The following is a 13,307-nucleotide window of genomic DNA, read 5'->3' on the forward strand; positions in this document are numbered from 1 at the left end:
GCGCGCGTCCGCTCAGCCGTGCCGGGTGCGCTCGTACTCGGCGATCGCGGACTGCAGGGCAGCGAAGGCCGGCTTGGCCGTCCCGTTGTTGTGCCGCAGCCCGTAGAACTTCGAGCGGAAGGCCCGGTCCGCGGCGGTGCCGGAGTCCCGGTCGGCGAACCAGAACATGGCCGCCACATGGGGGTTGTTGGCCGCTGCGGTGACCGAGGCGGTAGCGATCTGCGCCTGGAACGCCTCGGTCACGTCGGTGGCGTTCGGCGGGATCGTCTTCCCGTCGGCCGCGGCGCCCGGGCCGTTCGTCGGAGCCCCTGTCTCGGTGATCCACACCGGTTCGCGCGGAGTGCCGTACTTCTCCAGGATCGCGACCAGGTTGTCACTGGTGTAGGTGCTGATGCGCTGGAAGGCGGTGCCGAAGGTGGTGTCGTCGGTGGGCAGGTAGGGATAGGTGTACGGGTGGTAGCTGATGGCGTCCACCATCTTGTTGGCGCCCAGTTCCGAGACCGCCGCCAGGAAGGCCGTCTGCGAGACGTAGCCGGTCGACTTGTCGGTCCCCACCGCGGCCAGACCGCCCATCAGCAGGTAGGCCCTGGGATTCACATGACGGATCGCCTTGGTCGTGACCGCCAGCAGCCGGGTGTAGGCCGCCGGGTCGGGCTTGGGCTCCCAGAACGGCTTGATGTTCGGCTCGTTCCAGATCTCCCAGGTGGTGATGCCCTTCGGGGAGTACCGCTCGACCGCCTGGGCGGCGAAGTCCGCGAAGGTCTCCGGGTTCGCGGGCGGGCAGGACTGCCCGGCCCTGCACCCGGACGACCGGGCCCAGCTGGGGGTGTAGGCGATGGTCGGCAGCAGGTTCAGACCGCGGGCCCGGGCCGCGTTCACCACGCGGTCGAAGCGGTTCCACTGGTAGCCGGTGGGGGTGTCCGGCTGGATGTCCTCCCAGGACAGGTCGAGGCGTATCCAGCGGACTCCCAGGGCGACGGCGTCGTCCAGCCCCTGGGCCAGGTTGTGGTCGTTGTCGAAGAGCAGGGTGTCCCCGTAGGAGACGCCGAAGGCCAGCCGGCCCGCGGTGGGCGGCGGCGCCTGTGGCGCCGCCCAGGTCGTGTGCGGGGTACCGGACTTCGGGGGCGAGGCGGCCCGCACTCCGGCCACCGTCGCCGTCGCGGTGACGAGCAGGGCCACCAGGGCGACGACCAGTCGTTGGCGGCGGGGCGACTGCTCAGACATGCGCGTCAGCATAGACGGGCGCCCCCACGCGACGATCACCCCGGGTGCGGGCGGAGCCTCCGTCGCCGTGGCGCCGGGCCGCCCGCAGGCTCAGCCGACCAGCCACGAGGCGTCGGGCCTTGCGGTCAGGCCGACCTGGTGGTTCTTCAGCTTGATGACGTCGTCGGGGGTCAGGGCGACGTTCCACACCTGCATGTGGCTGATGACCCCGGCGAAGGGGTCGGACCAGATCCCGTGGTGACGGTCCCGCCCGACCTCGAACGGCCCCGGCCCGCTCCACAGCGCCGGCACCTTGGTCTCCCCGAGGTCCCTGCCGTTGGCGTAGAGCGTGATCCGGTGCGTCGAGACGTCGTAGGTCGCGGTCAGCAGGACCCACTGGTTGACGGTGGGGACCCCCTTGGAGACGACCTGGTACGTGGTGCTGTCGGCACCGCCCGCGGCCGTCTGGACCTTGAAGAACCAGAACGGGGTCTTGCCGTTCACGCCGCGGCCGAGGTCGAAGGAGAAGGACACCCCGTCCCCCTGGCTGAAGACCGTGCGCGTGCCTCCGTCGGCCTCGTTGAAGACCCAGGCGGAGAGGCTGAAGCTCTTGGAGACGTCGACCAGGGGGTCGGCCGCCTCGGCGTAGGAGCCGGCGTTGCTGCTCAGCCGCAGCACGTACCCGTCGACCACGTGGTCCAGCTTCGCGCCCGGTGACATCGCCAGGTTCGCGTGGCCGGAGCGGTCCGCGAGCAGGTTGGACTGGCCGGGGACGGTGGGGGCGACGGCGGAGGGCGTGCCCGACGGCGCCTGGGAGGTCTTTGCCGTGGCGGTGGCGGTGGCCGTGCCGTGGGCGACCGGCTTCCCCCCTGAGCCGCTCAGGGCGAGGGCGGTGACCCCGGCGCCCAGCAGGCAGACCGCCAGGACGACTCCGATCACCGTGAACCGCTTCTTGCGGCGCGCCTGCGCCTCGTGCGTGTCCGCCATCGCGGCCCAGTCCGGCTGGGCCGCGCTCGGGGCGGCGGCCGCGCCGAAGGGCGAGGACGGGTAGCCCGCCGGGGGCTGCTGGGGACGCTGGAAGGACTGGGTGGGCACCTGCGCCTCGGCCTCGGTCCGCTGCCCCGGAAGCCCCGGCAGCGGGTGGCCGGGACCGCCCTGCTGCGGGATCTGCGGGGTCGGGCCGGGGTAGCCGTAACCGGTCGGCTGGGCGGGCACGCCAGGCCGGCCGGGCGGCGTGTCCTGCGGGCTCTGTGCCGGCACACGTGGGTCCGGACGGCCGGGGGTCCGGCCCGCTCCCTGGTTCTGCCACGGGTCGGGCTGCCCTGCGCGGTCGTCGGGTATCGGTGTGCCGTCAGTCATGCGTCAGATGGTATGAGGAGACGACTTCTGACACCACGACGGCCCCGCACCGGAACGCTCCGGTGCGGGGCCGTCGTGGTCGCGGCTGCGCGGGATCAGGACGAGACGGGCTCCGGCGCCTCGGCCTCGGCCTCCGGCGCGGCCGGGTCGGCCTTGACCGACTCCAGCAGCAGCTGGGCCACGTCCACGACGCGCAGCGCTTCCTTGGCCGCGCCCTCGTTCTTCTTGCCGTTGACCGAGTCGGAGAGCATCACCAGGCAGAACGGGCAGGCGGTGGAGACGATGTCGGGGTTGAGCGACAGCGCCTCGTCCACGCGCTCGGTGTTGATGCGCTTGCCGATCCGCTCCTCCATCCACATCCGCGCGCCACCGGCGCCGCAGCAGAAGCCGCGCTCCTTGTGACGGTGCATCTCCTCGTTGCGGAGCCCGGGGACCTTCTCGATGATCTCGCGCGGCGGCGTGTAGACCTTGTTGTGACGGCCCAGGTAGCACGGGTCGTGGTAGGTGATCAGACCCTCGACCGGGTTGACCGGGAGCAGCTTGCCCTCGTCGATCAGGTGCTGCAGCAGCTGCGTGTGGTGGATGACCTCGAAGTGGCCGCCCAGCTGCGGGTACTCGTTCGCCAGGGTGTTGAAGCAGTGCGGGCAGGTGGCGACGATCCGCTTGACCGGGGCGTCCTCCAGCGCCGCGTTCAGCGTCTCGACGTTCTGCGCGCCGAGCATCTGGAAGAGGAACTCGTTGCCCAGGCGGCGCGGGGAGTCACCGGTGCAGGTCTCCTCCTTGCCGAGGATCGCGAACTTCACGCCCGCGGTGTGCAGCAGCTCGGCGAAGGCCTTGGTGGTCTTCTTGGCCCGGTCCTCCAGCGCGCCGGCGCAGCCGACCCAGTACAGGTACTCGACCTCGGCCGGGTCGATGTCCTCGCCGATGACGGGGACCTCGATGCCGGTCTCCTTCTTCAGCTCCTTGACCCAGTCCAGGCGGGCCTTGGTGGCCAGACCCCACGGGTTGCCCTTGTTCTCCAGGTTCTTCAGCATCGTCCCGGCCTCGGTCGGGAAGTTGCTCTCGATCATCACCTGGTAGCGGCGCATGTCGACGATGTGGTCGATGTGCTCGATGTCCACCGGGCACTGCTCGACGCAGGCGCCGCACGTGGTGCAGGACCACAGCACGTCCGGGTCGATGACCCCGTTCTCCTCCGCGGTGCCGATCAGCGGGCGCTCGGCCTCGGCCGCGGCCTCGGCGGGGACGCCGGACTTGTCCTCACCCGCGAGCAGGTAGGGCGCCTTGTTGTAGGCGTGGTCGCGCAGCGACATGATCAGCAGCTTGGGCGAGAGCGGCTTGCCGGTGTTCCACGCGGGGCACTGCGACTGGCAACGGCCGCACTCGGTGCAGGTGGAGAAGTCGAGGATGCCCTTCCAGGAGAACTCCTCGATCTGGGAGACGCCGAAGACCGCGTCGTCGGCCGGGTCCTCGAAGTCGATCGCCTCGCCGTTCGACGACATCGGCAGCAGCGCGCCGAGCGAGACCTCGCCGGTGGCGTTGCGCTTGAACCAGATGTTGGGGAAGGCCAGGAAGCGGTGCCAGGCGACGCCCATGTCGGTGTTGAGCGCGACGGTGATCATCCAGATGAACGACGTCGCGATCTTGATCCCGGCGGTCAGGTAGATCATGTTCGACAGGGTCGCGACCGAGGCGCCGGAGAAGGCCTGCACCAGCGGGTAGGACACCAGGTAGGACGCCTGGTAGTGGTCCACCCCCGCGAGGGCGCCCTCGAGGCCGCGCAGCGTCATGATGCAGAGGCCGACGATCAGGACGACGGCCTCGACGAAGTACGCCTGGCCGAAGTTGGAGCCGGCGAAGCGGGACTTGCGGCCGGCCTTGTTCGGCTTGCTCAGCTGGCGCACCACGATCAGCACCAGGATGCCGATGGTGGTCAGCGTGCCGACCGCCTCGACGAAGAGGTTCCAGATCGTCCAGTGACCGATGACCGGCAGCACGAAGTCGGCGTCGAAGAGCTGGCCGAAGGCGTTCACCAGGGTCAGCACCAGGCTGAAGAAGCCCACCGCGACGAACCAGTGCGCGACGCCGATGACGCCCCACTTGTTCATCCGGGTGTGGCCGAGGAACTCCCGCAGGACGGTGACCGTCCTGGCCTTCGGGGCGTTGTTGCGCGCGCCGGCCGGCAGTTTCTGGCCGAGCCTGACGAAGCCGTAGATCTGCAGGATCGCGCGCACGAAGAGCGCCACGCCGACCACGGCGAGGACGAGCGACACGATGATCGCGGCGATTTGCATGGGGGCTCCACCTCATGACCTACGGAGCAGACAATTACTCAGTAGTAACTTATCGCAGTTCATGCCGAGAGTATCGAGTCCATGACCCAAACCACAGCCGAAGCACGGGTGACCTACGTCATCAGCCCCCTTGCGGGCTAAGGACGACATAAAGTTGAGCGGCCCACACTCACCTCTGTTGACGCGGGGAGATTTGTGAGGCACGCTTGAGTCTGTTCAGCTCAACTTCCTCTCTTTGGAGGGTTCAACGATGGCTCGTGCGGTCGGAATCGACCTCGGTACGACGAACTCTGTCGTCAGCGTCCTCGAAGGCGGTGAGCCCACCGTCATCACCAACGCAGAGGGCGCCCGGACCACACCGTCCGTCGTCGCCTTCGCGAAGAACGGCGAGGTGCTGGTCGGCGAGGTCGCCAAGCGCCAGGCGGTCACCAACGTCGACCGGACCATCCGCTCCGTGAAGCGCCACATGGGCACGGACTGGAAGATCAACCTCGACGGCAAGGACTTCAACCCCCAGCAGATCTCCGCGTTCATCCTGCAGAAGCTCAAGCGGGACGCCGAGGCCTACCTGGGCGAGAAGGTCGCCGACGCGGTGATCACCGTCCCGGCGTACTTCAACGACTCCGAGCGTCAGGCGACGAAGGAGGCCGGTGAGATCGCGGGCCTCAACGTCCTGCGCATCGTCAACGAGCCGACCGCCGCCGCGCTGGCCTACGGCCTCGACAAGGACGACCAGACCATTCTGGTCTTCGACCTCGGTGGCGGCACCTTCGACGTCTCGCTGCTGGAGATCGGCGACGGCGTCGTCGAGGTGAAGGCCACCAACGGTGACAACCACCTCGGTGGTGACGACTGGGACCAGCGCGTCGTCGACCACCTGGTCAAGCAGTTCCAGAACGGCCACGGCGTCGACCTGTCCAAGGACAAGATGGCGCTGCAGCGTCTGCGCGAGGCGGCCGAGAAGGCCAAGATCGAGCTCTCCTCCTCCACGGAGACCACGATCAACCTCCCCTACATCACGGCCTCGGCCGAGGGCCCGCTGCACCTGGACGAGAAGCTCACCCGGGCCCAGTTCCAGCAGCTCACCGCGGACCTCCTGGACCGCTGCAAGAACCCCTTCCACAACGTCATCAAGGACGCCGGCATCCAGCTGTCCGAGATCGACCACGTGGTCATGGTCGGCGGCTCCACCCGCATGCCGGCCGTCGCCGAGCTCGTCCGCGAGCTGACCGGCGGCAAGGAGCCCAACAAGGGCGTGAACCCGGACGAGGTCGTCGCCATCGGCGCGTCCCTCCAGGCCGGTGTCCTCAAGGGCGAGGTCAAGGACGTCCTGCTGCTCGACGTCACCCCGCTGTCCCTCGGCATCGAGACCAAGGGCGGCATCATGACCAAGCTGATCGAGCGCAACACCACGATCCCGACCAAGCGCTCCGAGATCTTCACCACGGCCGAGGACAACCAGCCGTCCGTGCAGATCCAGGTCTACCAGGGCGAGCGCGAGATCGCGGCGTACAACAAGAAGCTCGGCATGTTCGAGCTGACCGGCCTGCCGCCGGCCCCGCGCGGCCTGCCGCAGATCGAGGTCACCTTCGACATCGACGCCAACGGCATCATGCACGTCTCCGCCAAGGACCTGGGGACGGGCAAGGAGCAGCGCATGGCCGTCACCGGCGGCTCGGCCCTCCCCAAGGAGGACATCGAGCGGATGATGCGCGAGGCCGAGCAGTTCGCCGACGACGACCACCGTCGTCGCGAGGCCGCGGAGACCCGCAACACCGCCGAGCAGCTCGTCTACACGACCGAGAAGTTCGTCAAGGACAACGAGGACAAGGTCCCCGGCGAGGTCAAGGACGAGGTCAACGCCGCCGTCGTCGAGCTCAAGGACAAGCTGAAGGGCGAGGACACCGCGGCCATCCGCGAGGCGTCCGAGAAGCTCTCCACCGTCTCCCAGAAGCTGGGCCAGGCCCTCTACGCCAACGCCGGCGGCGACGCCGCGGCCGCGGCCGGTGCTCCTTCCGACGCGCCGGGTGCGGACGCCCACGCCGACGACGACGTGGTCGACGCCGAGATCGTCGACGACGAGAAGCGCGAGGGCGGTGCCAAGTGACGACGGAGGAGACGCAGGGCAACGCTGAGGAGCCCGGCGCCGCTTCCGGCAAGGCCGCGAAGGGCCGCGGCTCGGCGGGCTCCAAGCCCGCCGACGCCAAGGCCGCCGCGGAGGAGGCCGGTGCGGGCGCCGAGTCCGCCGCCGAGCTGCGCAAGCAGCTCACCGAGCGCACGGCGGACCTCCAGCGGCTCCAGGCCGAGTACCAGAACTACCGCAAGCGCGTCGAGCGCGACCGGGTGACGGTACGGGAGATCGCGGTCGCCGCGATCCTGGAGAACCTGCTCCCGGTGCTGGACGACATCGGCCGCGCCCGCGACCACGACGAGCTGACGGGCGGCTTCAAGTCGGTCGGCGAGTCGCTGGAGACGGTCGTCGCCAAGCTCGGCCTGCAGCAGTTCGGCAAGCAGGGCGAGCCCTTCGACCCGCAGCTGCACGAGGCGCTGATGCACAGCTACTCGGCGGACGTGGACGAGACGACCTGCGTGCAGATCCTGCAGCCCGGCTACAAGATCGGCGACCGGATCATCCGTCCGGCGCGGGTCGCGGTGGCCGAGCCGGAGCCGGGCGGCTCCGCGGCCGAGGACAGCTCGGACGAGGACGCCTCGGACGAGAAGAAGTCGGAGAAGTCCGCGGCTTCCCCCAAGGGCGAGAGTGACGCGGACGAGTAGCCGGCCAGGGGTCGGCCGCCGACTGGCTGAGGCCAGTACGGCGGCCGGCCCCGGCCACTGTCTGACAACGCGGTGAGGAGGAGAGCTTTTGAGCGGCAAGGACTACGTGGAGAAGGACTACTACAAGATCCTGGGCGTGCCCAAGGACGCCTCCACCGCTGAGATCAAGAAGGCCTACCGCAAGCTGGCCAGGGAGTTCCACCCCGACGCCAACAAGGGTGACAAGGCCGCCGAGGAGCGCTTCAAGGAGATCTCCGAGGCGAACGACGTCCTCTCGGACCCGAAGCGCCGCAAGGACTACGACGAGGCGCGCGCGCTCTTCGCCAACGGCGGTTTCCGCACCGGCCAGGGCGGCGCGGGCGGCTTCAACTTCGATCTCGGCGACCTCTTCGGCGGCAGCGGGGGCGGCCAGGGCGGCACCTTCGGCGGCGGTGGCGGCGGCGGGATCGGCGACGTCTTCGGCGGCCTCTTCGGCCGCGGCGGGCGGGGCACGACGACGCAGCCGCGACGTGGCGCGGACGTCGAGTCCGAGGTCACCCTCAGCTTCGTCGAGGCGGTCGAGGGCGCGACGGTCCCGATCCGGATGACCAGCCAGGCCGCCTGCAAGACCTGTTCGGGCACCGGCGCCAAGGCCGGCACGACCCCGCGGGTCTGCCCGACCTGCGTCGGCACCGGGCACGTCAGCCGGGGCCAGGGCAGCTTCGCGCTCAGCGAGCCCTGCCGCGACTGCAAGGGCCGCGGCCTGCTGGTCGACGACCCCTGCGAGGTCTGCCACGGCAGCGGCCGCGCCACCTCGGCGCGGACGATGCAGGTGCGGATCCCGGCCGGCGTCGGCGAGGACCAGCGCATCCGGCTCAAGGGCAAGGGCGCACAGGGCGAGCGCGGCGGCCAGCCGGGCGACCTGTACGTCACCGTGCACGTCCAGCCGCACCCGGTCTTCGGCCGGCGCGGCGACAACCTGACGGTGACGGTGCCGGTCTCCTTCCCCGAGGCGGCGCTCGGCGGCACGATCAGGGTGCCCACTCTGGGCGGTCCGCCGGTCTCCATGAAGATCCCGGCGGGCACCTCCAACGGCCTGACCATGCGGGCCCGCGGCAAGGGCGCGGTCCGCAAGGACGGCACCCGCGGCGACCTGCTGGTGACGGTCGAGGTGGCGGTCCCCCCGGAGACGGAGGGCGAGGCCAAGGCGGCCCTGGAGAAGTACCGCGAGGCGACCGCCGCGGACGACCCGCGGGCGGCTCTGTTCAAGGCAGCGGAGGAGGCGTGAGATGCCCGGCGTGAACGACGGAAACGCTGCGGGCGCGGCCGGCGGCGGCGCGCCACGCGGTGTGCGGGTGACCTACCAGCTGACGGAGTACAGCCCCGTCTACGTCATCTCGGTCGCGGCGGAGCTGAGCGGGCTGCACCCGCAGACGCTGCGTCAGTACGACCGGCTGGGGCTCGTCTCCCCCGACCGCACCGCGGGCCGGGGCCGGCGTTACTCGGCTCGGGACATCGAGCAGCTGCGCGAGGTCCAGCGGCTCTCCCAGGAGGAGGGCATCAACCTCGCCGGGATCAAGCGCATCATCGAGCTGGAGAACCAGGTGGCCGCGCTCCAGGCGCGCGTCGCCGAGCTCCAGGGCGCGGCGGAGGCCGCGGCCGCGGCGGTGCACGCCTCCTACCGACGCGATCTGGTGCCGTACCAGCAGAGCTCGGCGCTGGTCGTCTGGCGCCCCAAGGGCCGCCCGGACGGCGGCCGCTGAGGCGCTGCCGTCCGTCGCACGCCCGGCCGGAAGCTCCCACCGAGGGGCCGTACCCGCAGGGGTACGGCCCCTCGGGCTTGCTCAGGCCGTGCGGACCGCGGTGAACCGCGGCAGGTGCCGCAGGGTGCCGGCCGTCACGGCGAGCCAGGCGGTGGCCAGCAGCGCGTAGAGGACGACCGCGAGAACCGCGAAGGCGACCAGGCCGGTGCGGGCGTAGAGGCCGGCCGCGCCGGTCACGCAGGTGCCGACGGGGAAGGTCCAGGCCCACCAGGTCATCGCGAACGGCATGCCGCCCCGCAGTCCGCGCAGCGTCGCCGTGCCGGCCAGGGCCAGCCAGAGCAGGGCGAAGCCGATCACGGGGACGCCGTAGAGCAGTGCGAAGGACTGGAACGCGACCGGACCGTGGGCGGCGAACTGGGTCACCGCGGTCACCGACTGCCCGAGCGGGCCCAGCACCAGGAAGAGAGTCGGCACCAGGGCCGGGGGCAGCGGACCCTCGTGGGCCAGGCGGCCGAAGAGGGTGGGCAGCAGCACCAGGACCGCGATCAGGCTCATGCCGAACATGGCCAGGCAGGCGTAGAGCAGGGTCAGCTGCGCCTGACCGGCGGGCAGGTGCGGGATCAACGCCGGGCCGAGCGCGGCCGAGACCATCGGCGCGACCACGGGCAGCAGCCAGGTCGGCGCGGCGTCGGCGCGGGCGGTCCCGTAGCGGGTCGCCAGCCGGTACATCACCGCTCCGGCCGCCCAGAGCGCGTAGCCGGTGCCGACCGTCCACAGCACCACGTCCAGTGCCAGGGCGAGCTGGTGGCCGAGCAGCGGCTCGCCCGCGCCCAGCGCGCCGAAGCCGACGGCGAGCAGCGCCATCGGCGGGCAGCCGAGGAAGACCGCCACGGAGGCGTCGTCCAGCGGCCGGACCCGCTCGTGGTGCAGCCGTCCGGCCAGCCGGACGAGGGTCAGCGTCAGCAGGCCGGCGAAGCCCAGCACCCAGAAGAGCGCGGCCCAGGCGCCGAGCGCCCGGCCGACCGCGCCGGGCAGCGCGTGGGCGCCGTTGGCCATGATCGCCGTGCCCATCACCGCGGCGTACCAGTTCGGTCCGAACCGGCCCGCGGCCTCGACGAAGCGGTGGCCGGTGAGCCGCCGGGTGAGCGGCGCGCTGGGCGTGGTGGTTGCCATATCTCCACCATCGCCGCAGGTCGGAGCGGTCGGTAGGGAGTCCGTGGCGATGAGGGCATAAGCTGCGTCTATGAGTACGAGCCCGGCTCCCCTCTCCCCGCGCGTCCCGGACCTGGGCGCGCTCGAGCTGCTGCTCGAAGTGGTCAGGCTGGGCAGCCTGGGCCGGGCGGCCGCCGCTCTCGGCATCACCCAGCCCGCGGCCTCCGCCAGGATCGCGTCCATGGAACGGCAGATCGGCGTCACCCTGCTGGACCGCTCCCCGCGCGGCTCGCGTCCCACCGAGGCGGGGGCGCTGGTCGCGGAGTGGGCCGGGCAGGTGGTCGCCGCGGCACGCGGCCTGGACGCGGGCATCGCCGCCCTGCGCGAGCAGCGCGACGCCAGGCTCCGGGTCTCGGCGAGCCTGACGGTGGCCGAGTACCTGATGCCGGGCTGGCTGCTCGCGCTGCACGCCGCCCTCCCCGGCACCGCGGTGACACTGCGGGCGGCGAACTCCGCGGAGGTCGCCGCGCAGGTGCTCGCGGACGAGGCCGACCTGGGCTTCGTCGAAGGGGTCCGGCTGCCCGCCGGCGTCGACGGCGTCGTCATCGCCCACGACCGCCTGGTGCTGGTCGTCTCCCCGACGCACCGCTGGGCTCGCAGGCGCGCACCGCTGACCGCGGACGAGGTCGCCGCCACCCCGCTGATCCTGCGCGAACAGGGGAGCGGCACCCGCGAGGTGCTGGACGCCGCGCTGGCCGCGTCGGGCGGCCTGGCCGCCCCGCTGCTCACCCTCGCCTCGACCACGGCGCTGAAGTCCGCGGCCACCAGCGGCGCGGGACCGGCCGCGGTCAGCGAGCTCGCCGTCGCCGACGAGCTCGCCTCGGGCCGGCTGGTGGCCGTGCCGGTCGAGGAACTCCCCCTCCAGCGGCCGCTGCGGGCGATCTGGCCCAAGGGCAGCAAGCCCAAGGGTCCGGCACGGGAGCTCCTCTCCCTGATCAGGAGCGTGCGGCCGAACCGTCAGGGCTGACCGCCAGCGCCGCCCCTCACCACTTCTGACGGTCCCGCAGCACCGGGAACTCCTCGCGGGTCCTGGCCACGACCGCCGGGTCGAACTCCACCGTGAGCACCTGCTCCCCGGTCCCCGCCTCCCCCAGCACCTCGCCCCACGGATCGACGACCACGCTAAGACCGGCCTGCTCCACACCGCCGTGCGTCCCCGCGTTGTTGCAGGCGAAGACCAGCGCCTGCTCCTCCACGGCCCGCGCCCGGGCCAGCAGCGACCAGTGCGCCGTCCGCCGGGCCGGCCACGCCGCGGGAACGACGAAGAGCTCGGCGCCGCGGTCCAGCATCGCCCGGAACAGCTCGGGGAACCGCAGGTCGTAGCAGGTGGCCAGGCCCATCCGCCCGAACGGCGTGTCCACGACGGCCAGTTCCTCGCCCGCGGCCATCAACGCGGCCTCGCCGCTGTCGAAACCGAAGCGGTGGATCTTCCGGTAGAGGGCGTGCAGTTCGCCGTCGGGGGCGAAGAGCAGCGAGGTGTTGTAGAGCGGCCCCTCCGGGTCCCGCTCGACGATCGAACCGGCGTGCAGCCAGACGCCCGCGTCACGGGCGGCAGCCGACATGGCGTCAGCGGTCGGTCCGTCCAGGGTCTCCGCCCCCGCCTGCCAGCCCTCGTAGGCGAAGCCGCCGAGCGGCCACAACTCGGGCAGGACCACCAGATCCGAGCCGCGCAGCGAGCGCACGAGCTCCGCGATCCGCACCCGGCGTTCGGCGGCGGACTCCCGCTCGTTCACATCGATCTGGACAAGAGAGGCGCGCACGGTACCACCCGCTTCGTCAAGGGCCCTACGATCAACACGGGAAAGCGCCGACCTGGGAACACCAGGCAGCGTAACGTGCCCATAGCGCAATTGGCTGCTCCGCCGAGGGGTCGTGAACGTGACCGACAAGCAGACCGTCCAGGCATACGCCGATGCCTGGACCCAGTCCATCGAGGCCATATCCGAGCTGGTCGCCCCGCTGAGCGAGGGCGCGTGGAACCGTCCGACCGAGTGCCCCGGCTGGTCAGTCAGGGACGTCGTCTCGCACGTCATCGCCATGGAGCTGGAGCTGCTCGGCGACCCGCGCCCGATCCACACGCTCCCGCGCGACCTGCGCCACGTGGTGGACGAGTTCAGCCGCTACTGCGAGGTGCCGGTCGACAAGCGGCGCTGCCACACCGCGCCCGAGATGACGGCGGAGCTGGAGTACACCATCATCCGCCGCGGCCGGGCGCTGCGCACCAACACGCGCTACGAGCCGATGGACGACATCCGCTGGCCGATGGGCCCGTACAGCCGTGACGTCCCCTACCACCAGCTGCTGCGCACCCGCGTCTTCGACGTCTGGACCCACGAGCAGGACGTCCGCCGGGCGCTGCACGCCCCCGGCGGCCTGGACACCCCGGCCGCGGCGATCACCCGCGACTACCTGATCGAGCTCCTCCCCAAGGCCGTCGCGAAGCTCGCGGGCGCGCCGGCGGGCTCGGCGGTGGTCTTCGACGTCCACGGCGCACAGGAGTTCATGCGCACGGTCCACGTGGACGAGGCCGGCCGCGGCAGCGTCGACGCCCAGGTCCCGCTGGCCCCGGTGGTCCGCGTCACCACGGACTGGGAGACCTACGCCCGCCTCGCCTGCGGCCGCGTCACGGCGTCCGCGGCGGACGTGAAGACCGAGGGCGACGAGGCGCTGGCGCGCCGCATCCTGGACAACTTCGCGGTCACGCCGTAGCAGGACGGCGCGG

The 13,307-nt window shown here is 71.3% G+C and carries 11 protein-coding genes; 6 read left to right on the forward strand and 5 right to left on the reverse strand.

The window, feature by feature from the left end; all coding sequences use genetic code 11:
• Positions 1–12 precede the first annotated feature (12 nt).
• The 3 genes from BS83_RS41415 to BS83_RS04920 all read right to left on the reverse strand — a co-directional run bounded on the left by BS83_RS41415 (position 13) and on the right by BS83_RS04920 (position 4,856).
• The gene (locus tag BS83_RS41415) at positions 13–1,224 is read right to left on the reverse strand and encodes a cellulase family glycosylhydrolase (RefSeq protein WP_198035145.1); all 1,212 of its coding nucleotides are present in this window, start codon (positions 1,222–1,224) and stop codon (positions 13–15) included.
• A 90-nt stretch (positions 1,225–1,314) separates the two neighbouring features.
• The gene (locus BS83_RS04915) at positions 1,315–2,562 is read right to left on the reverse strand and encodes a LamG domain-containing protein (RefSeq protein WP_157596917.1); all 1,248 of its coding nucleotides are present in this window, start codon (positions 2,560–2,562) and stop codon (positions 1,315–1,317) included.
• Between the two features lie 95 nt (positions 2,563–2,657).
• Entirely contained in the window at positions 2,658–4,856 is a 2,199-nt protein-coding gene (locus tag BS83_RS04920; RefSeq protein ID WP_037601364.1) for a (Fe-S)-binding protein, read from the reverse strand.
• A gap of 250 nt (positions 4,857–5,106) precedes the next feature.
• Between BS83_RS04920 and dnaK the strand changes: the two genes are divergently transcribed.
• The 4 genes from dnaK (at position 5,107) to BS83_RS04940 (ending at position 9,373) form a co-directional block, all read left to right on the forward strand.
• Positions 5,107–6,963 (forward strand): molecular chaperone DnaK, encoded by a 1,857-nt coding sequence (dnaK, locus tag BS83_RS04925; protein WP_037601367.1) that lies wholly within the window; start codon positions 5,107–5,109, stop codon positions 6,961–6,963.
• On the forward strand, positions 6,960–7,631 hold the full coding sequence (gene grpE, locus BS83_RS04930) for a nucleotide exchange factor GrpE (RefSeq protein WP_037601369.1): 672 nt from the start codon (positions 6,960–6,962) through the stop codon (positions 7,629–7,631). Before dnaK ends, grpE begins: the two co-directional genes overlap by 4 nt.
• An 88-nt stretch (positions 7,632–7,719) precedes the next feature.
• On the forward strand, positions 7,720–8,898 hold the full coding sequence (gene dnaJ, locus BS83_RS04935) for a molecular chaperone DnaJ (RefSeq protein ID WP_037601372.1): 1,179 nt from the start codon (positions 7,720–7,722) through the stop codon (positions 8,896–8,898).
• Between the two features lies 1 nt (position 8,899).
• Positions 8,900–9,373 (forward strand): heat shock protein transcriptional repressor HspR, encoded by a 474-nt coding sequence (locus tag BS83_RS04940; protein WP_051942643.1) that lies wholly within the window; start codon positions 8,900–8,902, stop codon positions 9,371–9,373.
• Between the two features lie 81 nt (positions 9,374–9,454).
• On the opposite strand, the gene BS83_RS04945 is transcribed toward BS83_RS04940, so the two are convergent.
• Positions 9,455–10,546: an SLAC1 family transporter gene (locus tag BS83_RS04945; protein ID WP_051942644.1), complete on the reverse strand. Its 1,092-nt coding sequence runs from the start codon at positions 10,544–10,546 to the stop codon at positions 9,455–9,457.
• A 70-nt stretch (positions 10,547–10,616) separates the two neighbouring features.
• Here BS83_RS04945 and BS83_RS04950 point away from each other — a divergent pair, with 70 nt between their 5' ends.
• On the forward strand, positions 10,617–11,552 hold the full coding sequence (locus tag BS83_RS04950; RefSeq protein WP_037601375.1) for a LysR family transcriptional regulator: 936 nt from the start codon (positions 10,617–10,619) through the stop codon (positions 11,550–11,552).
• A gap of 16 nt (positions 11,553–11,568) precedes the next feature.
• Here the strand turns inward: BS83_RS04950 and BS83_RS04955 are convergent, their stop codons facing one another.
• Positions 11,569–12,345 carry a carbon-nitrogen family hydrolase gene (locus BS83_RS04955; protein ID WP_037601377.1) on the reverse strand — a complete coding sequence of 259 codons (777 nt, stop codon included), beginning with the start codon at positions 12,343–12,345 and terminating at the stop codon, positions 11,569–11,571.
• A gap of 118 nt (positions 12,346–12,463) precedes the next feature.
• On the opposite strand from BS83_RS04955, the gene BS83_RS04960 reads away from it, so the two are divergent.
• Positions 12,464–13,294: a maleylpyruvate isomerase family mycothiol-dependent enzyme gene (locus tag BS83_RS04960; RefSeq protein ID WP_037602628.1), complete on the forward strand. Its 831-nt coding sequence runs from the start codon at positions 12,464–12,466 to the stop codon at positions 13,292–13,294.
• Positions 13,295–13,307 lie beyond the last annotated feature (13 nt).

This window comes from Streptacidiphilus rugosus AM-16 (assembly GCF_000744655.1).
Classification (GTDB): domain Bacteria; phylum Actinomycetota; class Actinomycetes; order Streptomycetales; family Streptomycetaceae; genus Streptacidiphilus; species Streptacidiphilus rugosus.